Here is a 20,727-nt window from a genome sequence, read left to right on the forward strand (position 1 = left end):
TTCATGAGCCAGAAACTGTCCTTTCTCTGCATCTCAACGTATTTCAAAGGCGAAGCTTTTCTGAAAGCCTGCAAGGAAGCGGGCAACACCGTGTATCTGCTGACCTACGAGAAACTGGCCGATCATCCGTGGCCGAGGGAAGCCGTCGACGAATTCTTTTATTTGCCATCGCAGGACAATTCGTCGCAGAATCTGGATGTGATGATTAATGGACTGGCGCACATCATGCGATCGCATCAAATTGATCGGGTGGTGGCCATGGATGATTTTGACGTTGAGAAAGCCGCTCTGGTGCGCGAAACGTTCCGGATTCCCGGCATGGGCCAAACGACGGCCCGGTTTTTTCGGGATAAACTGGCCATGCGGATGCGGGCGGCTGCCGATGGCATCCGGGTTCCGGCGTTCAGCAGTCTGTTTCACGACGAAACCATCACCGACTTTCTACGAAATACGGAAGCGCCCTGGCTCATCAAACCGCGGGCCGAAGCGTCGGCGACCGGGATCAAAAAAGTGCATTCCCTGGACGAAGCCTGGCAGGTGATTCATTCGCTGGGCGACCTGCGCCACACGTTTTTGATCGAGCAGTTCAAACCGGGTCGCGTGTTTCACGTCGATTCGCTGTCGCAAAATGGCAAAACGATCTTTACCCGCGCCAGCCAGTATCTGGCCACACCAATGGACGTGGCCCACGGCGGGGGTGTTTTCCGAACCGCCGTTCTGCCATTCGATTCCGACGAAGCCCAAAGCCTGTACAAACTGAATGATGCGGTTTTAAAAGCATTTCGGATGCAGTCCAGTGCCTCGCACTCTGAATACATCCGGGGTGATCATGATGGTGAATATTATTTTCTGGAAACCTCGTCGCGCGTGGGTGGGGCCAACATTGCCGAACTGGTCGAAATCTCGTCGGGAATCAACCTCTGGGCCGAATGGGCCAAACTCGAAAGCGCAATGGCCCACAATGAACCGTATCAATTACCGGCCGTTCAACACCACTATGCCGGGCTGATTATTTCGCTCGCCCGCCAGCCGTGGCCCAACACCGACGGTTTTACGGACGACGAAATCCAGTGGCGTATGAACAAGGAACACCACGTCGGTTTCATCGTCCAATCACCTGACCGCGAGCGGGTTTTGCAACTTCTCGACAACTACATGGAAAGGATTTATCAGGAATACCACGCGTCGGCGCCCGTTCCCGACAAACCGACGAATTAGTATTACCCCCACCCCCCTAAAGGGGCTTAAAATTCAGACGGTTAAGCCCCCTTTAGGGGGTTGGGGGTGTCCTCCTGAAACTTGTGCATTTCAATGCCAATGGATTCCATCAACTGGCTGGCGTTGAAGCTCCGGCAAACGCCGGTTTGCAACTGGTAATCGAAGTGCAGTTTTCCATCGACCACATCCGACCGAAAACTGTAGTTGTGGACAAATGGATGCATAGCGGCTAAATCGCCCAGTTCGACATCGTGGGTGGACACAAAACCGGAGGCTGAGGTTTCATGCAATTGGAGAATCAAGGCCCGCGCACCCCGGTGACGGTCGGCGGAGTTGGTACCTTTCAGAATTTCGTCCAGAAAATACAAAACCGGCCAGTTGGACGTTTGCCGCGTGCGATCGATGAGCGTTTTCAGGCGTTTCAGTTCGGCGTAAAACGAAGAGGTGTTTTCTTCCAGCGAATCCTGCGTCCGCATGCTCGTAAACACCTGCACCGGCGAACAAACCAGCTTCTCTGCCGCCACGACCGAACCCGCCAGGGCCAGCACGACGTTGGTGCCAATCGTCCGGAGAAACGTACTTTTCCCCGACATATTCGAACCGGTAATCAGCATCGTTTGCCCGTTTCCGTCGATTTTCAGGGAGTTGGCGACACCTTTGTTGGCCATCAGCATCGGATGCCGGGCCTGTTGCGCATCGAGTTGCAGCGGTTCCTCTCTAAACTCCGGAACGGCGTATTCAGGATGGGCGTAGGCCAGACCCGCCAGGCTGTTCAAGGCTTCGGCTTCGGCCAGCGCATCGAGCCAGTCGTTCAGGTGTGGGCCGTAGGTGCGCTGCCAGCGATCGAGGGCCTGCAAATAGTGAATATCCCAAAGGGTAACAATACCGACGAGCAGAAAGAAATACGGATTCCGGCGAAAATTGAGGTTCTCCACCAATTGGCTCAGCTTGCCAATGGCAGCCGCTGCCGACCGGTTTTCAAGATTCGTTACGGCCTGCAACCGGTGCAGAATGGCCGATTCAAAGCGCGGACTTTCGAGGTGCTTCAACAGATCGCGGTACGTTTTCAGGGCCTGCGACATGGCAAACGTCTGTTCACTCACGTTTTTCGTCCGTTCAGCCGCCTGCCCCAGCAACACGCCATGCACCAGCAGCGAAGCCGTAACGGCCCAACCCGGCAAATAACCGGTCATCCAGAGCGCCAGCAAGGTTAGCGTGATGGCGGGAAACAGCCAGCGGGCGATGGTTAAATATACCGGCAAAGGTTCGGACGGTTTGGTTGCCCAGTTTTTCAGGGCCTGCGGGGATTCGCCAACGGACGGATTGAGGTACGACAGAGCCGCCAGTTCCTGCCGCCAGTCGAGCAGAGGTCGCAACTCAGCCACGGCATCCTGACGAAGCAATACCTCATCAACGGGAACGGGCGACCGCAGATAAGACGCCAGTTTGCGGCTTCCTTCGTAGGTATACGTTCGATTGAGCAGCCTGAAAAGAGAATGATTGCCGAAAATATCGAGATCACCGGCGTAGGGATGGTTGGCATCGGCAAACTCAAGGCCGGTTTCGGGGCGCAGAAATTTGCGTTCCAGCCGGGCGGTTTCGTCGCGGTTGATGAAGGCCAGCCAGCGGGCGCGATCGCGTCGGCGCTGAACGGCCTGGTGGCGTTTCAGCAGCACCAGAAAACCGATAATACCCAGCAAACCGACACCGATGGCGAAGCCATCTTGTCCGCGGTCGGCCAGAAAATACACCAGAAAAGCCACGCCAACAAACCAGATTACCCGGATGATGGAAAGGCGGTTGTAGCCCGCACGGGCTTTCAGTTCTTCCTGTAAAAACCGGGTTTCACGTTCCGCAAAAATCGAATGGGGCATTACAACGCGATGTTTTTATTACAAAGCGAACACACGCCCTGAATCAGTAGATTGGTTTCTTTGCGACTATATCCGGAGGGTAAGCTGACCGCCGGAATCAGGGTATTTTCCAGACAGGTCGTTTGTCCACACTGTTCACACTTGAAATGAACGTGGTCGTGGTGGTGGTGATCGTGGGCGCAGGCTTCGCGGCAGAGAGCATATTTCAACCCGCCTTCGTCGTCCAGCACTTTGTGCAGAATGCCCTTGTCGACAAACGTTTTGAGCGTCCGGTAAATCGTCACCCGGTCGAAGTCGTCTTTCAGGCTTTCTTCAATATCGTGATGCGCCAGGGCATAATTGGCGGTAAAAAACGTATCCAGCACTTCCTCCCGACAACTGGTATGTCGCAGGTGAAAGTCATTCAAAGTCTGTTTAATGGCAGTGTTCATACGCTTAAAAAGCCGGTGTGGCTCATTAACTATCCGTCGTTTCAAACTGTAATTTAACCAAATTCGCGTACAAACCGTCTTCCAGCGTGCTCAGTTCGTCGTGCGTACCGGTTTCGGTGATCTGCCCTTCGCGGAGCACGTAGATGGTGTCCACCTTCCGGATCGTTGCCAGCCGGTGCGCGATGATGACGGTCGTGCGGTTTTGCATTAGCACGTCCAGCGCTTCCTGCACCAGCCGTTCCGACTCGGCATCGAGCGAACTGGTGGCTTCGTCCAGAATCAGAATCGCCGGGTCTTTCAGAATGGCCCGGGCAATGGCAATCCGCTGCCGCTGACCACCTGACAATTTAACGCCCCGCTCACCCACAATCGTCTGAAATTTCTCAGGAAACGATTCAATAAAGTCCAACGCGTTGGCTTTCCGGGCGGCTTCCATCACCTCGGCATCGGTCGCACCCGGTTTTCCGTACGAGATATTTTCGAGAATCGTCCCGCCAAACAGAATCACTTCCTGCGGAACCACGGCAATATTCTGGCGCAAATACCGGATGTCGATGTCCTGGATCGGTCGTCCGTCGATGGTGATCGAACCGCCCGTCGAGGCATAATACCGCAACAGCAACTGCACGATCGTCGATTTACCGGCCCCACTCTGGCCCACCAACGCAATTTTATGACCCGCCGGAACCTCCAGTGAAACGCCTTTCAGCACTTCGACGTCGGGGCGCGACGGATACGAGAAATGAATGTTGCGAAACCGGATGTCGCCCTGCAACGGCATGGCCAGTTGAATCGGTTCCGTTTCGGGCAGTTCCACTTCCGATTTTTCTTCCAGAATGTCCAGAATCCGTTCCGAAGCCCCAATCGTCCGCTGAATCTGGGCGTACAGATCGCCCAAACCGCCAACGGCCCCGCCGATGTACATCGTATAAATGACAAACGTCACCAGTTGCGCAAACGTCAGCTCACCCGCCAGCATCAGTTGGGCACCGTACCAGACCACGCCGACAATGCCGCCAAAGAGCGCAAAAACGATGAAAGACACAAAACCGCCCCGGTAGTTGGCCACCCGAAGCGAGTTCTGCACCACTTTGTCGAGCGCCGTCGAATACCGCCGGATTTCATACGGTTCGTTCGTGAAGGCTTTCACCACGCTGACCGATTGCAGCGTTTCTTCCACCACGACGTTGGCCTGGGCCAGTTCGTCCTGCGCTTTCCGCGACAGTTTGCGAATGAATTTCCCGAAGAATATAGCCGCCACGATCACCACCGGCACCGTCGCCAGCATGAATCCGGTCAATTTCAGCGACGTGAAGGAAATGAGGGCTACCCCAGCCAGCAGCGTAATAATCTGGCGAAGAAATTCGGCCAGCGTGGTCGATAGCACGTCCTGCAACTGGGTGACGTCCGACGAAATGCGGCTGGTCAGTTCACCGACGCGCCGTTGTTCAAAGAAGAAAATCGGCAGAGTCACAATTTTCTTGTAAACCGCCCGCCGGACATCGGCCATCGACCGCTCGCTGACCTGCGCGAACAGGTAGACCCGCGCAAACGAAAACGCCGATTGAATCACCAGCAACCCGAACAAAAGCAGCGTCAACTCATTCAATGAACCCGCCGACAGCTTGTTTTCAACTACTTTCAGAATATCGCCCAGCAGTTTCGGAAACACCAGCGTGGTAGCCGACGACAGCAACAGGAATACCAGTCCCGTGATGAAATACCCCTTATATGGTTTGATGAACCGGAACAGCCGCAACGATTTTTTCAGCGCATCCCGGTTCACCTTCACTTTTTTATCTTCTTCGTTCTCTTCAGAACCCCTTCCTCTCTTTGCCATTCTTTTTTTCCTTAGGACTTACGTCTGATAATTCTGTTACACTTTCGCTTGTTGCCCCTAAATCCCCTAAAGGGGACTTTTAGCATCCGGATTAAGCTGCGTCCAAGTCCCCTTTAGGGGATTTAGGGGCAACAAGCGAAAGTGTTTTCCTGTAAAGTCGGCGAACCGATCATTTTATTTTACTCCTTGTCGTCTTTGAATCCTTTATAACCGGATTGCTCAAAAATCTGCCGGGCGTTCGCGTTGTCCATCAGCGCTTTAATACCGGGTTCTTTTTCGTCATAATATTTCCTGACAATCCGCCAGCCCAGCCAGCGGCCAATCGCTCCGGGACTTTTCGAGCTGATTTCGGCCGTAAAAGGTCGCTCGCTGAGGTACCGGTTTTTGATGGCCGGACTCACTTCATACAGCAATTGGGCGTCGATGAAATAGGCCCAGATATCTTCCTGAACGTTGTTAGTCTGCGTCAGTTGCTGGTCGGTGTAGCCGATGATGAGGCTGTCGGGCGTGGAGGGCAACATGGTTTTCGTGAACACGTAGCTTTTCCCGTAATAAATCATGTCAGCCAGTAACGTCTGGTCCTGCTGATTGGTCTTGTTAAACCGCTCAGACAGCGCAAAGAGGACGGTTGGCACGATGAATGCTTTCTGATACCGACGTAGAATATAGGCCGGTAATCCTTTGGGGCGGTATTTGGCCTCGGGGCCCGCAAAATAATCCAATCCAATCACCACCAGCGAGTCGCTGATGATCAGATCCGGCCCCATGAAACCGGAGACCATCGTGACGACTCTCGGCGGCCTGAAATCCGGGAAGTTTTCGTGCATCCGGTTGAAGGCTTCCGACAGTTGATCCTGCACGTCGCCGAGCGTTCCAAACTCCGCATTAACCTGCTTATACAATACGTCAAGCTCCTTATCGTTAACTCGTTTGAGCAATTCGTTCACCAGAGCCGTGTCCTTGCCGAAGGTGGTGGTTCCGAAATAGACTTGAGCAATATCTTTGTGATCGTCCAGCCACGCGCGGATGGCTTCCGGCTTTCGGGAGCCAAAAAGCGTCTGTTCCGGCCGTTCAATCGTTACCAGCTCCTCGGTTTTGGAACACGCATTGAAAATGAGTATACTTACTAAGCAAAAAACAACGGGTGAAATCTTCATCCTTCCTAATGGGCGTTCTCTTGGAAACATACAAATTTATGAAAAAGTTGGGTTCATACCGGTGTTCCGGGCAGATGATTGCAGTGGCCGTCCTGCTTTTGGGCTTGGTGGGGAACGCCCGCAGTCAGGGACGGGTGACGGTGCAGGAACCCAATAAATCGAACAAAACGACGGATGACGATGGCTGGGGGCAACCGGCACCCCGGAAAAATAACCGCCGGGCAAACGAGCAAAACCGCCCCAGTCGCGAAACCGAAAAGGTATTTCGCCGGATTCAGGAGGATGATATCGACTACGCGCCCCCGCAAAAGCTGATTGAAATGAGTTTTCGTGTAGCGCCCTCCGTGACGCTCAATACCGCCGAAGGCTTCAATTCGTATGCAGGGTTCCGTGACAATGGGGCCGCCCTGCGCATGAGCATCGGTCCCAGCATCGATTATTTCTTTTTTAAAGACCGGTATTCACTCAGTTCCGGCATCTGGTATACGATTCAGCGGTCGGGGTATCGGATTCCGGGGCAATTCGGGCAGACCGTGTGGGACCCCGGGGCCAAACTTCAGCAGTCTTCCTATAATTTGCAGTATATCCAATTGCCCCTGGCGGTTAAAATGTACGCCAACAACCTGTTTCCCAACGCCCGTTTCTACATTCAGACCGGTGGTTTGATCAACATCAAACTGGCCGAAAAACCGCTTGACTCAGTGCATAACGCCCTGTTTCAGAATGCCGAAGATGGTGGTAACTACAGCCGTCAGTATAGCCGGGGCAGTCTTAGCCTGTTGCTCGGAACAGGCATTCAGTACCGGCTAAACCAGAGTCAGGCGTTGTTGCTGGGCATCAGCTACCAGCGCGGATTGACGGATGTGGCCCGGGCGCGCGATCTGGTGTCGAAAAACCATGTCGTTTCGCTGGATCTGGGGCTGAAATTCTAACGGTTCCGGTTTTCTTTCAGCAACCAGTCGATGTCCTGAATGATGCGGTCGGCTTCCACCGACAGCGTGCCGTTGTAGAGTCCACGAATGTGACCCCGTTGATCGACCAGAATCAGATTCTCGGAGTGTAAAAAACGGGCGGAATCGGCGAGAAACCCCTGCTCCTTCTCTACAAAATAACTCAGACGCGCTACGGTATTGATCGATTTTCGTTTACCGGTTAATAAATGCCACTGATGCCCCCCGATGCCTTTCCGGTCGGCGTATTGCTTCAAAACGGAGACGCTATCCCGCTCGGGCGTCACGCTGTGCGACAGGAATTGCACCGCCGGATTGCCCTGGTAATGATCATAGACGACGCGCACGGTTTCCATCATTTTCGGACAAATGGACGGGCAGGCCGTAAAGAAAAAGTTGCTGACGTACACCGTGTTCGCAACGGTTTGTTCCGTGATCGTATCGCCAAACTGGTCGGTCAGTCGAAAAGGAAAAACCGAATGCAGCGTATCGATCTGGTTTTGATCCGTTGTCCAGATGGGCGTAAAATCGGCCGTGTGGTAATAGGGAACGCCCTCCGGTTTTGAACAACCCGCCAGCCACAGGCTACTCAGCAGCCACCCGAGCCGAATCGTTCTGCCAAATCGACTGGCAGTTTTTGCGGCCAATATTCCCGTAATTCCGACCGTTCCGGGCGTCATAATTCGCGAGAAGGGTACCGTCGGTATCCCAAACCCGTTGCAGCCCCCGTTCGTAGCCCGCCTGATAGTGTGATTGTTTGAACAGCCGTCCGTTGGCGTGCCATTCGTGTTGAATACCGCTCCATAAATCCTGCTCAAACAGGTAGTCAAACCGCTTGTTCCCATTTTCCCAATAGCCGATATGCCGGCCTTCTTTTTCTCCCTGGTCAAAAAGCCGAACCTCCCGCAACCGCCCTTTTGCATACCAGCTTTTCTGAACACCGTGTTCCAGTCCGTTCCGGTAGGTGCCAAGAAAAACCGTATCCGCCCACTCGTTCAGTTGGTAAAACTGGCCGGTAAACGGTTTTTCATTCAGGTAATACCGTCCGTTTTTCACGGACACAGTGGCCGTATCGCGGTTCATAACCAACCGGTTTTGGGTGGTCAAATCCGCGCACGAAGCCAGTCCCAGGAGGGCAATAGCCAGCAGTGCAAACCGGTTATTTGGTATACGTCCCCGGCGTTCCATAATAGTCGTTGCCGTTGATGTAGGGATCGGTGGCCGTGATGTGGTAATGGTAAATGCCTTTGGGATAATCCGCTGTCGCGTGAGAATGGCCGTGGTATTTGTCCAGGTCGCTGTTCGTGACGGTTTTGCCATTTTCAACGGGACCGTAGACCGGAAAACCGTCGAGCAAAAAACCCAGCAGGGCTTCTTTGCCTTTGTTGGCAGTCAGGTAAGTCGGTTCGGCGTGGTAGTGGTAATCCCCGGCCTGGGCTGGGTGTCCGTTGTATTGATCGAAGCCGTTGATTTCATCCGTAAGCGGAGCCTGCATGGCAGCATATTGGTTGAAGAACGGAACACCGTTGAGCGAAACGCCAATGGGGCCACCCGCTGTCGCCGATTTGGTGGTCGCTTCTTTCGGCGAAACCGGCAACCGGAAAGTGTAGCTAAATGATTCAATTTTGTTCGGGTTCTGCTTCCAGGCGGTATTGGTCCCGTTATAGGTTTCATACTGCGCCGTAGCCCAGCGGGTATTCTGAAAATACGGGCTTTTATGGTCGGGAACGCCCGTTGTTTTAATCGTTACGTAATCGCCGGAACGCGTGATGCTGGTGGCGCCGTAGATTTTTTGATACACCTCCGGCACGTCCGTCAAAATAATTTCAGACTCAGGATCGGGATCATTCCGGCAGGAAACGGTTATTCCGGCAGCGGTTAGCAGGGTCAGGCTGGTCAGGAAGACGGCCAGGTTTTTTTTTCTCATCGGTCAGTTTGCGGAAAGCTTTCCCTTTAGACGCGCGGAATCGCTAAAGGCACATTTTTCCGGCAAAAACTTTTCATCACGAACCCAGATAGCCCCGGTCTTTCAAATCCTGTTCCGGCGACTCCAGCCGGATGGTCCGCCCGCCGGTATTGAGAAAGTAGACGGAATCGCTGAGATCCAGCACGGAGCGATAGAGATGATCGGACAGAAGAATGCCTTTGCGGTGGGATTCCTGCCGGATCGTCGCGTGCAACTGCTCAATCTGAACCGGCATCAGGTGTGAGAAAGGTTCATCCAGCAAGACAAAAGTCGTATCGGATTTCAGAATCAGCAAAATCTCCGCCAGCCGCTTTTCGCCCCCCGACAAACGGCCCATCCGCTGGTTTTTCAGGGCCGCTATGGTTGGATAGTCTCCGGCGATGTCGTCCAGATTCACGCCGTACCACTCGAAAGCGGCCCGGATGGTCAACGAGGGCGGAACGAACGAATGCTGGGGCAGATAGCGGATCACATCAGGCCGCTGATACGGTTTGTCAAGATAGTGACCATCGACTCTTACGGACCGGGTTTCGGTCGGCATCAGGCCCATCATGCTTTTCAGGAGACAGGATTTGCCGCTCCCGTTGCGACCCAGCAAACCCGTCAGGTGCCCGGTTTGCAGTTTGATGTAAACACTCTGGAGAATTTTCCGACCGCCGAATTGCAGCCAGATTCCGTCGGCTTCCAACACAGTCGGCTGGCGGTTCATAGGATGCGCATGAGTTGATACGCCAGACCGATCAGCAGAAAGGCGATCAGCAGATCGATTACAAAAGCCCCAGCGAACAAGACGGTTTCTGATAAACCCAGATTGTGGTAAAACCAGAACCGCGGTTGGTAATTTTTCCGCACCAGATACCAGACCGCAACCTCGGAAAGCAGCTTGAACCAAAGAAAATAAACCAGAAAAAGCGGGAAGTATTCGACAATTTTTAGCAGACTAACGCCGATCAACCCCATGCTTACAAGGTTGCTGAATACCCAGAACGTTCGGTAAAAGAGAAAAACGGCTTGTAATTTCAGAAGGCGCATGCGAAGCTGATTTTGGGCAAAATACCGGAATTCTACGACCTGGCGAAATGCCTTAACAAACTTTAACAGCGACTAAAAAAGGCCTGGCGAACGGCGTTTAAAACAGTGCGTTCCTTCTGTTTTTTGCCAAACCAAATGCTTAATTTGCCAAAAATAGCCAGCCTATGAAGCCGCACCTCCAACTCCTCTCCTCTTTAATCCTACTCGTTCTTTCTAGTTCATTCACCCTGGCACAATCGCCCAAATTGATGGCCCGGGCCGATTCACTTTTCCGGGAATGGAAAAAAACCGGTAGCCCCGGAGCCGCCGTCGGGGTGGTGCATCAGGGCAAGCTGATTTATGCCAAAGGATTTGGTGAAGCCGACGTGGAAACTGGGGCGCCGATTGGCCCGGAAACCATTTTCCATGTGGCTTCTTTGTCGAAACAGTTTACGGCCTTCGGGATTGTACTGCTGGCACAGGAAGGCAAACTATCGCTGGACGATGACATTCACAATTACCTGCCGGAAGTGCCCGATTTTGGCAAAAAAATAACCATCCGGCACCTCATTCACCACACCAGCGGCTTGCGCGACCAGTGGAATCTGCTGGCGATGGCAGGTTGGCAACTGGACGATGTCATTACCAAAGAGCAAGTTTTCAACCTTGTTAAACGGCAACAGGAACTGAATTTTGAGCCAGGTTCGGCCTACACCTATTGCAATACGGGATATACCTTACTGGGTGAAATTATCGCCCGCGTAACGAAACAACCGTTTCGGGAGTGGATGCAAGCACGGGTTTTCAAGCCGCTGGGCATGAAAAACACCTTGTTTTACGACGATCACGAACGGATTGTCAAAGGCCGGGCGTATTCGTTTTCGAAAGGCGACGGCCCGAATGCCTACAAAAAAAGCGTGCTAAGTTACGCCAACGCGGGTGCCACCAGTTTATTCACGACGGTGAACGATCTGGCGCGCTGGATTGGCAATTTCCGGTCGCCCGTCGTCGGCAATCAGGCCACCATGACACAGATGCTGGAACGGGGGCGGCTTACCAAAGGCGACACCCTGCCCTATGCTTTTGCGCTCCTGCATGGCAAGCATAAAGGATTGTCGCACATCAATCACGGGGGCAGCGACGCCGGTTTCCGGTCCTTTCTGTGCTATTTTCCGAAAGAAGACTACGGTTTTATCGTGTTGAGCAACCAGGCCGAGTTTGATCCGGCCAAAAAAGCCTTCGAGCTGGCCGATATTTACCTGGCTTCACAGTTGAAAGCGGACAAGGTCGTGAAAGCCCCGACGGCTTCGACTCCCGACAATGTGCATGCCATCGACCCCGCGCTCTTCGATACCTATGCCGGTGAGTATGAGCTTTCCGAAGCACCCGGTTTTATCCTGTCGTTCAAGCGGGACGGCAACCGGTATTTCACGCAGGCCACGGGGCAGCCTCAGGCCGAGCTGTTTCCATCGTCCGACACCACGTTCTTTTTAAAAGTCGTGGACGCCAAAGTAGTTTTTCATCGCCCGCAAACCGGAAAAGTGAGCCAAATCACGCTTATTCAGAATGGCAATCATCCGGGAAAAAGGGTCAAACCGTTTGAGATTTCGGCGGAGCAGAAGAAACAACTCGTCGGCCAGTATTACAGCCCGGAACTGGAAACCATCTATACCATCATTCAGAAAGACGATACGCTGAAACTAAGGCATGTCCACCACGGGGAAGTATCCATCAACGTAGTGTCCAGGGATCGTTTGCAGGTTCCCTGGTGGTATGTGCAAACCATCGATGTGGTTCGCAACCCGGCGGAGCAGATTGTGGGCATCCGGATGTCGAACGGGCGGGTTCGCAATCTGTGGCTCCAGCGACTGCCCGATGATTTTGGCACCAGAAAACCACCCATGACGGGCAAATAGCTGATGAAAGGGAATTAGTAGTATTTTTTATACCTTAGATGCCAAAATTTTCATATCCACCCATGAAACGTTGTTTTTACATCCTGTTTTTGCTTTCAATGTCCTTGGCGGTTCGCGCCCAGACCGCTTACAAAGATTTCGAAGTCGATTCGGCGGCCCGGCCCATTGGCGGTATCGCACTGCTGGAAAAGTTTATCGACGTTAACCGGCGAATGCCGTATCCGGCCGAAGTGAGCCGGATCAAAGGTATCGTCATTCTGTCGGGGGTGGTTGAACCCAACGGCACGGTTTCGGAAGTAAAAACGCTCCGCAGCCTCCGCCCCGATTGCGACCGCGAGGCCATGCGGGTTTTGAGTCTGTTCAACGCCTGGAAACCGGCGTTGAAAGGTGGCCAGCCGGTTCGCCAGCAGTTTACGTATCCGGTTCGGTTTGCGCCAACGGGTCTGGACTACAAACCGGATAGGGTCAGCCGATATTTTGATGACAAAGCACTCTTGATTACGGATGAAAGCAAAGCCTCGTACTTGCTTGAGACACCGGTCGATACACTCGGTTATCCAAACGGAGATCCCATTATTTACCGGAAATCTGGAAAGAACTGGAAAGAATTTGACCGATATCAGTTTAAGAAAGCGCCCTTTACCTACCACAACGATCATGATCCGGCTCTACCCGATTCAGTAGAGGCTTACCGTCTTCAAACTTTCGATAAAAAAGGCATAGCTCAGGAAACGCAGTATTCTTTTTTTGCAGATGGCGCACTGCTATCGGTAGAACCCCATAGTGATGGCCTAGGCTCCCGATCATCACTTTATTATTACCGAAATGGAGTGGTAAAGCGTCAGGAAGAGTCGATCGATGAGAAGAAGACCCAGGAATGGCTCTGGTATCCAAATGGTCAACTTCGTCAAATTGCCTTGCGCGACCTCAGTGCAGAAACTTCCATTCATTTTCAATTGATCAGCCAGTTTGACTCGACGGGTCATCCTACAATTATAAAAGGAACCGGACAAGCAACCTATGCTTCACGAAGCAACGGGAAACTGCTTCTGGAAAGCGGAGCACTGAAAAACAGTTTAAAAGATGGTGAATGGATCGGGCGATTCAGAAATGATCTGTTAGCTTACCGGGAAACGTACGAAAATGGTAAGTTTCTCACCGGCAAGCTGTATAACGAAAAAGGCGATGTTATGACGTACGATGAACCTGAAAAACAGCCGGAATTTAAAGGTGGGATGTCGGCATTGGGAAGGTTTTTAGGCAGCACTATTCGTTATCCGGTTGAAGCTTCCCGAGCGAGAGTTCAGGGAAGAGTTGTTATCGGCTTTGTTATCGACACGGAAGGGAATGTTGAGGATGTAAAAGTTATGAAAGGGATTGGTTATGGTGCGGATGAAGAAGCTGTTCGAGTCGTGAAAGCTACCAGTGGAAAATGGACACCGGGTATTCAACGCGGCCGAAAAGTAAAAGTTAAATACACCATGCCGATCAATTTTGCTTATCAATAACTTCAGTATTCTGCTAGGGGCTTGGCCAATGGTTGTGCCGCCCTCAGCCAGCCCCTAAAAAAGAAAGAAGTCCTTCGCTCAGCGTCAGTTGCAGCGACCGGGGCTTTTTGGATTTGATCAACTGGTCGTCCAGGTGCATTTCGACGCCTTCCCACTGCATCTGGATGGATTTTCCTTTCAAAACCGTTCCCCAATAGTCGCCTTCAACGCCCTGGAGCCGGTTCTGCACGTAGGTCATCAGCCCGTCGCGCTGGCTTTCCGAAACCAGCACCACCTCGAACAGCCCGTCGCCGGGATCGGCGGCCGGAGCCAGCACCAGATTGGGGCCGACGGAGCGAATGTTCATCACCTCCACCAGCAGGTATTCGCCCGAATAATCGACGCCATCCACTTCAATCCGGCACGACTGAACCTGGTACGTCTGAACGATTTCCGAAAGGATTTCCAGCGCTATACGAAGTTTGTCTTCCGGCGAATCGGACGAATTGACCGGATGGTCCTTCATCTCTTTCATTAACTGGGGAAAAACGCCGTACCCGATTCCCTCCAGGAAAAACTGCTTTTTGGGTAAGCCTTGCACCAGCCCGACATCGAACCTCTTCCGCTGATCCGTGCGCCAGCTTTGGACAACTGGTTGTGGATCGTCAGCCGGAATGTTCAATGTCCCCGCAATGTTATTGGCCGTTCCGCTGGGCAACAGGGCAATGGGCAGTGGTTTTTCGATTAGCTTCCGGTTCAAAAGATGTTTGGCGACCTTTCGCACGGTGCCGTCTCCCCCCGCAACGACCAGAAAATCGACGTCGGATTTCAATTCTTTCCAGTCGTTTTTCTTCGTAGAAGCATATCGGCAAACAAAACCTTCCGATTCAATGAGTGCCATGAGTTCTTTCCGGGAATGTTCCTCATCACCGGCACCGGGATTATGTAAGAGCTGAGCGATTTTCATAAAGTCCGTTCGAATGATCTATTAAACATCCCGAACGGTTTTTCTGTTGGAATAAGAAGACAAAAATGGTACTGCCATGAGAATTTTAATCACCAACGATGACGGCATATACAGCCCGGGCATTGCCGCTCTGGCCCAAATAGCCTCCCGGTTCGGGGAAGTTCGTGTTGTCGCTCCCGACGTAGAGCAATCGTCGATGGGCCATGCGGTCACCCATTCCCGACCGCTTTCCTACAAAACATCCCCCATCAAGTTTGAAGGCATCGACGCCTACCGCGTCAACGGTACCCCCGCCGATTGTGTGGCACTGGGAACGCACTTGTGGGGACATACTGATGTAGTGTTGTCGGGGATCAACATGGGGCCGAACTTGGGCAACTCCATGTGGCATTCGGGAACACTGGCGGCTGCCAAGCAGGCGGTTTTGCTCGGCATCAAGGGAATTGCTTTCAGTACGCCGGTCGGCAAGACCGAACCGGATTTCAAGGCTCTGGAACCGTTTGTGGCCAAAACGCTGGAATTGTTACTAAAAGATACGGAGTTGTCGCTCTACAACGTCAATTTTCCCCAGCAACCGACCGAAATCCGGTGGACCCGGCAGTCGGTTCGGCTATACGATGGTACGATTGTACCCGGTATCGACCCGTTGGGGCGCAAACATTACTGGTTTACGGTGACCCCGTTGGAACCAGCCGAAGAAGGAACCGACCGCTGGGCTATCGATCAGGGCTACGTGTCCATCACGCCTTTGCGGCTTGATTTAACCGACGAAAAAGTGCTCCGGAAAGCACTGGAGCAACCCGCTATTGTCTAGAAAAAGCAAGTGCAGCTTCCGGCTGGCCGGAAGCTAAGCACTTAGTTGATGATCTCAAACCCGCAATACGGCACCAGCACCTTCGGAATCCGAACGCCTTCCGGCGTCTGGTTATTTTCCAGAATGGCCGCCAGAATCCGGGGCAACGCCAGGGCCGAACCGTTCAGGGTATGCAGCAGTTGGGTTTTCCCCTCAACCCGTGAGCGGAGTTTCAGGCGGTTGGACTGATAGGTTTCAAAGTTGGATACCGAACTCACTTCCAGCCAGCGTTGCTGAGCCGCCGACCACACTTCCATGTCGTAGGTCAGCGCGGACGTAAAGCCCATATCGCCCCCGCAAAGCCGCAGAACGCGGTAGGGCAGTTCCAGTTTCTGCAACAATAGCTGGACGTGCTGACTCATTTCTTCCAGTGCCTGATAGGATTCTTCCGGTTTGCGGATTTGCACAATCTCCACTTTATCAAACTGGTGCAATCGGTTCAGACCCCGGACGTGTGCACCCCAGGAACCGGCTTCGCGCCGGAAGCAGGGGGTGTGCCCAACGTTTTTAACCGGCAATTGATCGTCCGCTAAAATGACGTCACGATATAAATTAGTGATAGGCACTTCCGCCGTTGGAATCAGATACAGTTTGTCTTCTGTCGCAAAATACATCTGGCCTTCTTTGTCGGGCAACTGCCCCGTGCCAAAACCGGAGTCTTCGTTGATCAGAATCGGCGGTTGGATCTCGAAATACCCGGCTTTCAGGGCTTCGTCCAGAAAGAAATTGATCATCGCCCGCTGAATCCGCGCGCCTTTTCCCCGGTACACCGGAAAACCGGCGCCGGTGATTTTGTTGCCCAGTTCAAAGTCAATGATCTCGTACTTTTTGATCAGTTCCCAGTGCGGCAACGCGCCTTCGGGCAAAACCGGGATGTCGCCGTGCTGTAAAACCACCTCATTGTCCTCGGGCGTACGGCCTTCCGGAACACTGCTGTGTGGCAGGTTCGGCAACGTTACCAGCACCTCCTGCAACTGCTGCTCGGCGGTTTTCAGGCTTTCTTCCAGTTCTTTCGAGCGCGTTTTGAGCTCGGCGGTTTCGGCCTTGGCAGCCTCTGCTTCGGCTTTTTGTCCGGCTTTCATCAACGCCCCGATTTCCTTGGCTTTGGCGTTGGAGCGGGCGAGGACGTCTTCCAGTTCTTTTTGGGCATCGCGCCGTTGCTGATCGAACGCCAGCACCTGCTCGACGGCGGTTTCCGCATTGGCAAACCGTTTCTTTTTCAGCCCCGCCAGGGTGGCTTCTTTATTATCGCGGATGAATGGAAGTAAAAGCATGAATTAGATCAATAAAGCTCTGATAGCTAGTATGAATTGGTTTGTTTTGTCGAGAAGAGGCAGAATATCTTCCGATGTGAAGTAAATAAAGTCTTCATAATCGCTGTCTTGACGAGCATTAAATAAATCGCCATAGAATTTACCCAACTCCACGGACAACCTGCCCGTTTTAACAAAATGAAGATCAAGCATATGCTTAGCTCCTGAATGTGATTTTATTCGAATCCCTTCTTGAGTCATTAAGGCGGTTACAATCTGAAATGCCGCATAATACAGACGGTTCGCAGCTCCATTCCAACTTTCAGCAGTAATTAAAATTTCTGCCTCTTTTAATGTTGCAGCAGACTTTGTGGCTCTGTATTTAACGATGTCCTCCTTGGTCTGCTTCATAACTGTCTGCCGTCGTCCTTTATATTCTGGTACAAATCCGTCACCTCATAGTCATCCCACTCCTCTTTGGAACGAATAATTGTGCTAATGACTTTTTCAGCGTCCAATTCTAGCTCAAAAAGCTGATCCCGGATCGTACTTTTCAAGTCTCTTGTCACTTTTCCAGATGTCAACACCAGAAAATCCCAATCCGAATCCTTGCGGTGATCCCCCCGCGCCCGTGAACCGAACAGATAGACATCAGCCTGTGGATCAATCGAATGCACCGATTCTTTGACCTTTTGCAGAAATGCTTTGTTGGTAAGGCGGTTCATGGCCGTAATGGTTTGGGGACAAAATTAGCCAGACCTGTCAGGTTTTAAAAACCTGACAGGTCTTTTGCTCTTTTCAGGCTTCTTTCAGTTCAAAAAGTCCTTCGTTCAGCGCATTCAGGGCTTCGGCTTTGTAACGCCCGTGAACCAACAATGAAATGTTGTGTTCGGTACCGCCGTACGAAATCATCCGGATCGGGATGCCTTCCATCGCTTTCAGAACCTGCAGGGCAATACCCGCCTGATCGGCACTGAAATTACCGACAATACAGATAATGGCCTGGTCGTAATCCGGTTCTTCCAGTTCGCAGAACGTCCGTAATTCCGCCATCAGCTCCGTCAGGTTGTCGGTTTTGTCAATCGTGACCGAAACCGATACTTCCGAAGTGGCAATCAGATCGACCGGCGTTTTGTATTTTTCAAATACCTCAAAAATCCGGCGCAGAAAACCGTAGGCATTCAGCATCCGCAGCGAATGAATGTACAAAGCCGTGATGCTGTCTTTGGCCGCGATAGCTTTGAACACCTGATCGGACGTTTTGTTGGCAATCAGCGTTCCTTCCGCCGTCGGATCCATCGTGTTTTTCAACCGAACCGGAACGCCGAACATTTTGGCCGGCGTGATGGTGGAGGGGTGCAGGATTTTTGCGCCAAAATAGGCCAATTCAGCGGCTTCTTCAAACGTCAATGCCCGGATCGGGAAGGTTTTCTTGACAATGCGCGGATCGTTGTTGTGCATGCCGTCGATGTCGGTCCAGATCTGGATTTCGTCGGCGCGAATGGCCCCGCCAATCAGCGAAGCCGTGTAGTCCGAACCGCCCCGTTTCAGGTTGTCGACTTCACCGCGCGGATTCCGGCAGATGAACCCCTGCGTCACAATGAGTTTTTTATCACCGTGCGCCCGCAGTAATTCCCGCAGTTTGCGTTCCGTATAATCCAGTTCCGGTTCGCCATCGGCGTCAATCCGCATAAACTCCAGCGCGGGCAACAGAATGGAATCGTGCTCCAGTTCTTCCAGATACGCCTGAAAGATTTGCGTACTCAGCAATTCGCCTTCGGCCACCAGTTCTTTCTCCTGTTTCAGCGTAAACGGCTTGATGCGCGTCAGCGACCGAATGAACGAGAACTCGTTTTCGATGATCTTCTGTCCCTTCGTCAATCCCTCGCTGGTCTTGTACAAGTCGCGAACGAACGAATCATAATGCGCCTTCAGGTGTTCGATTTTCTCGGCCGCTTCGCCCGGCTGATCCGATTTCAGGGATTCGCCGATGGACAACAGGGCGTTGGTAGTGCCGGACAAAGCCGACAGGACGATGATTTTTTGCTGATCATCGGAGGTAATCAGGTTGCGAATCGAGTGCATCCGTTCGGGCTTGCCAACGGACGTTCCGCCAAATTTCCAGACTTGCATATTACAATGAGTGAATGAGCGAATGAGTGAATGAAGTGAATAGCTTCGCCAATTAGCTGCTTCCTGCGAAGCTATTCACTCATTCGCTCATTCACTCATTCAAAATTAGATGATTATAAACTGTACACTTGTTGCTGTAATCCTAACATTTTGATGGCGGTCATGGCGGCTTCGTCGCCTTTGTTGCCGTGAACACCGCCCGCGCGGTCAAGGGCCTGCTGCTGGTTGTTCGGCGTCAGAACCCCGAAAATAACCGGTTTTCCGGTTTGCAGCCCGACGTTCGTCAATCCCTGCGCCACGGCGTGGTTGATGTAATCGTTGTGCTTGGTTTCGCCCTGAATCACACAGCCTAATGCAATAACCGCATCGATTTCTGCCCGTTGGGCAAACCATTGGGCGCCCAAACTCAGCTCGAAACTCCCCGGAACGTTACCCCGGACGATGTTTTCGGCTTTGGCGCCGTAGTTGATCAATGTCTGGTAGGCGCCCGAAAACAGGGCTTCGGTTACTTCAGCGTTCCACTCGGCCACCACGATGGCAAACTGGCGATGACTGATGTCGGGCAGGTGATCGGTTGAAAAAACACTTAAGTTCTTTAATTCGGATGCCATTCTGAACCAGGATTTAACTGATTAAAAGGATTAACTATGATTACAATAAGTGAATACGGTTGCCGGGATTAGTAAAAAGATTGACAGAAAGAAATCATAGTTCATCATTCTAATCTGTTAAATCCTGGTCAAAAAAAAGGACAAAACCTGGTCGGCTTTGTCCTTTCGCAATGGTTGAATTAACGCTGCTTACGACTCACCGACCGTGCTTTCCAACACCGATTTATACTTCTTGGCGTTAGCGGCTTCCGAAGAGGTGGGGTATTTGTCGATAATCGAGTTATAGGTATCAATGGCATCTGAATTTTGCTTGTTTTGCTCGTAGGCAAGGGCCAGCTTCATCAGATACGCGGGAGTAAAATAGGGATTGGGCTTATAATCAGCCGCTTTTTTGTAGTAGTCGATGGCGTCGCCGTAGGCTTTCTTTTCCATGTTGGCATCACCAATCAGGGCGTAGGCACGGGCTTGCACCAGCAAATCCGACGATTTGAAACTTTTCAGTTTTTCAATGGCCTGGTCGTACTGGCCTAATTTCAGGAAAGCGACTCCAGCGCGGAAACTGGCGACGTTACCGGTAGGGGTGGCGCTATATTCTTCAGAAACGGCGACCAGACCTTCGTTAGCGCCGTTACCATTCAATGATTTTTTCAGTGAATCGGCCTCCCATTCGTAAACCGACGGGAATACGGCCGTTTGTGCTTCCTGGTCCTGGCTGCTCACCCAGTAGCGATAGCCGATAAAACCGGCCACTACCAGGACAATACCGCCCAGCAGACCCAGAATCAGCTTCTGATTTTTTTCAAAAAACAACTCCGCCTTCCCTAACGAACCCGCCAGAGCAGCGGGATCTTCCAGAAACTCCAGTTTGGAGTTTGTTTGTGTCTTACTCATTTATAATTATCCAAAATTTCGGACTGCAAATTTAGTAAATCTCTGGATAATAGAAAGAACAAAGACAAAGTTTTGCGACCAAAGCCCGAACAATCGACATGAAAAAGGGAAGAAAGCGTAGAAAGAAATAAGCTGACAGCCGTTTCTTTCCTTCCTCCTCCCCTTTCAC

Annotated in this window: 21 protein-coding genes; 5 read left to right on the forward strand and 16 right to left on the reverse strand. The window is 52.1% G+C overall.

The genetic code is table 11. The features are described from left to right. Nucleotides 1–3: 3 nt before the first annotated feature. Nucleotides 4–1,218 (forward strand): ATP-grasp domain-containing protein, encoded by a 1,215-nt coding sequence (locus ACS5NO_RS17740; RefSeq protein ID WP_439416403.1) that lies wholly within the window; start codon nt 4–6, stop codon nt 1,216–1,218. Between the two features lie 41 nt (nt 1,219–1,259). Here the strand turns inward: ACS5NO_RS17740 and ACS5NO_RS17745 are convergent, their stop codons facing one another. The 4 genes from ACS5NO_RS17745 to gldB all read right to left on the reverse strand — a co-directional run bounded on the left by ACS5NO_RS17745 (nt 1,260) and on the right by gldB (nt 6,520). After that, nucleotides 1,260–3,092, reverse strand: a complete 1,833-nt coding sequence (locus tag ACS5NO_RS17745; RefSeq protein WP_439416404.1) for a MutS-related protein — start codon at nt 3,090–3,092, stop codon at nt 1,260–1,262. After that, nucleotides 3,092–3,523: a Fur family transcriptional regulator gene (locus ACS5NO_RS17750; protein WP_114408695.1), complete on the reverse strand. Its 432-nt coding sequence runs from the start codon at nt 3,521–3,523 to the stop codon at nt 3,092–3,094. Before ACS5NO_RS17750 ends, ACS5NO_RS17745 begins: the two co-directional genes overlap by 1 nt. 25 nt (nt 3,524–3,548) lie before the next feature. Next, a complete protein-coding gene (locus ACS5NO_RS17755; protein WP_439416405.1) occupies nt 3,549–5,363 on the reverse strand; it encodes an ABC transporter ATP-binding protein in 1,815 nt (604 codons plus the stop codon). A 179-nt stretch (nt 5,364–5,542) separates the two neighbouring features. Continuing rightward, nucleotides 5,543–6,520: a gliding motility lipoprotein GldB gene (gldB, locus tag ACS5NO_RS17760; RefSeq protein WP_439416406.1), complete on the reverse strand. Its 978-nt coding sequence runs from the start codon at nt 6,518–6,520 to the stop codon at nt 5,543–5,545. 38 nt (nt 6,521–6,558) lie between these two features. Between gldB and ACS5NO_RS17765 the strand changes: the two genes are divergently transcribed. Further along, nucleotides 6,559–7,452, forward strand: coding sequence for a porin family protein (locus ACS5NO_RS17765; RefSeq protein ID WP_439416407.1), 894 nt, complete (start codon nt 6,559–6,561; stop codon nt 7,450–7,452). Here the strand turns inward: ACS5NO_RS17765 and ACS5NO_RS17770 are convergent. From ACS5NO_RS17770 to ACS5NO_RS17790, 5 genes are all read right to left on the reverse strand, one after another. After that, nucleotides 7,449–8,117: an SCO family protein gene (locus tag ACS5NO_RS17770; protein WP_439416408.1), complete on the reverse strand. Its 669-nt coding sequence runs from the start codon at nt 8,115–8,117 to the stop codon at nt 7,449–7,451. The two genes, ACS5NO_RS17765 and ACS5NO_RS17770, sit on opposite strands and share 4 nt — an antisense overlap. Next, nucleotides 8,056–8,658 (reverse strand): toxin-antitoxin system YwqK family antitoxin, encoded by a 603-nt coding sequence (locus ACS5NO_RS17775; RefSeq protein ID WP_439416409.1) that lies wholly within the window; start codon nt 8,656–8,658, stop codon nt 8,056–8,058. Before ACS5NO_RS17775 ends, ACS5NO_RS17770 begins: the two co-directional genes overlap by 62 nt. Further along, the gene (locus ACS5NO_RS17780) at nt 8,630–9,397 is read right to left on the reverse strand and encodes a YHYH protein (RefSeq protein ID WP_439416410.1); all 768 of its coding nucleotides are present in this window, start codon (nt 9,395–9,397) and stop codon (nt 8,630–8,632) included. The genes ACS5NO_RS17775 and ACS5NO_RS17780 overlap by 29 nt, the downstream gene beginning before the upstream one ends. A gap of 76 nt (nt 9,398–9,473) precedes the next feature. After that, entirely contained in the window at nt 9,474–10,145 is a 672-nt protein-coding gene (locus ACS5NO_RS17785) for an ATP-binding cassette domain-containing protein (protein ID WP_439416411.1), read from the reverse strand. Beyond that, nucleotides 10,142–10,468, reverse strand: coding sequence for a hypothetical protein (locus tag ACS5NO_RS17790; RefSeq protein WP_439416412.1), 327 nt, complete (start codon nt 10,466–10,468; stop codon nt 10,142–10,144). Before ACS5NO_RS17790 ends, ACS5NO_RS17785 begins: the two co-directional genes overlap by 4 nt. A gap of 164 nt (nt 10,469–10,632) precedes the next feature. On the opposite strand from ACS5NO_RS17790, the gene ACS5NO_RS17795 reads away from it, so the two are divergent. Together ACS5NO_RS17795 and ACS5NO_RS17800 are read left to right on the forward strand one after the other, a co-directional pair. Then, nucleotides 10,633–12,363, forward strand: coding sequence for a serine hydrolase (locus ACS5NO_RS17795; RefSeq protein WP_439416413.1), 1,731 nt, complete (start codon nt 10,633–10,635; stop codon nt 12,361–12,363). Nucleotides 12,364–12,425: 62 nt separating this feature from the next. Continuing rightward, entirely contained in the window at nt 12,426–13,871 is a 1,446-nt protein-coding gene (locus ACS5NO_RS17800; protein ID WP_439416414.1) for a TonB family protein, read from the forward strand. Nucleotides 13,872–13,914: 43 nt separating this feature from the next. Here ACS5NO_RS17800 and ACS5NO_RS17805 read toward each other — a convergent pair whose 3' ends face one another. Then, nucleotides 13,915–14,817: a diacylglycerol/lipid kinase family protein gene (locus tag ACS5NO_RS17805; protein WP_439416415.1), complete on the reverse strand. Its 903-nt coding sequence runs from the start codon at nt 14,815–14,817 to the stop codon at nt 13,915–13,917. 76 nt (nt 14,818–14,893) lie between these two features. On the opposite strand from ACS5NO_RS17805, the gene surE reads away from it, so the two are divergent. Further along, nucleotides 14,894–15,631: a 5'/3'-nucleotidase SurE gene (surE, locus tag ACS5NO_RS17810; protein WP_439416416.1), complete on the forward strand. Its 738-nt coding sequence runs from the start codon at nt 14,894–14,896 to the stop codon at nt 15,629–15,631. Between the two features lie 41 nt (nt 15,632–15,672). On the opposite strand, the gene serS is transcribed toward surE, so the two are convergent. From serS to ACS5NO_RS17840, 6 genes are all read right to left on the reverse strand, one after another. After that, entirely contained in the window at nt 15,673–16,944 is a 1,272-nt protein-coding gene (gene serS, locus ACS5NO_RS17815; RefSeq protein WP_439416417.1) for a serine--tRNA ligase, read from the reverse strand. A gap of 3 nt (nt 16,945–16,947) precedes the next feature. After that, complete coding sequence (locus ACS5NO_RS17820; protein ID WP_439416418.1) at nt 16,948–17,334, reverse strand: HEPN domain-containing protein; 387 nt, start codon at nt 17,332–17,334, stop codon at nt 16,948–16,950. Next, complete coding sequence (locus ACS5NO_RS17825) at nt 17,331–17,648, reverse strand: nucleotidyltransferase domain-containing protein (RefSeq protein ID WP_439416419.1); 318 nt, start codon at nt 17,646–17,648, stop codon at nt 17,331–17,333. Before ACS5NO_RS17825 ends, ACS5NO_RS17820 begins: the two co-directional genes overlap by 4 nt. Before the next feature lie 73 nt (nt 17,649–17,721). After that, nucleotides 17,722–19,056, reverse strand: a complete 1,335-nt coding sequence (locus ACS5NO_RS17830; protein ID WP_138992620.1) for an aspartate kinase — start codon at nt 19,054–19,056, stop codon at nt 17,722–17,724. Nucleotides 19,057–19,169: 113 nt separating this feature from the next. After that, the gene (ribH, locus tag ACS5NO_RS17835; protein WP_439416420.1) at nt 19,170–19,667 is read right to left on the reverse strand and encodes a 6,7-dimethyl-8-ribityllumazine synthase; all 498 of its coding nucleotides are present in this window, start codon (nt 19,665–19,667) and stop codon (nt 19,170–19,172) included. A gap of 189 nt (nt 19,668–19,856) precedes the next feature. Then, complete coding sequence (locus tag ACS5NO_RS17840; protein WP_439416421.1) at nt 19,857–20,558, reverse strand: tetratricopeptide repeat protein; 702 nt, start codon at nt 20,556–20,558, stop codon at nt 19,857–19,859. Between the last annotated feature and the right edge of the window lie 169 nt (nt 20,559–20,727).

Source organism: Larkinella fluvii, from assembly GCF_051857545.1.
GTDB lineage: Bacteria > Bacteroidota > Bacteroidia > Cytophagales > Spirosomataceae > Larkinella.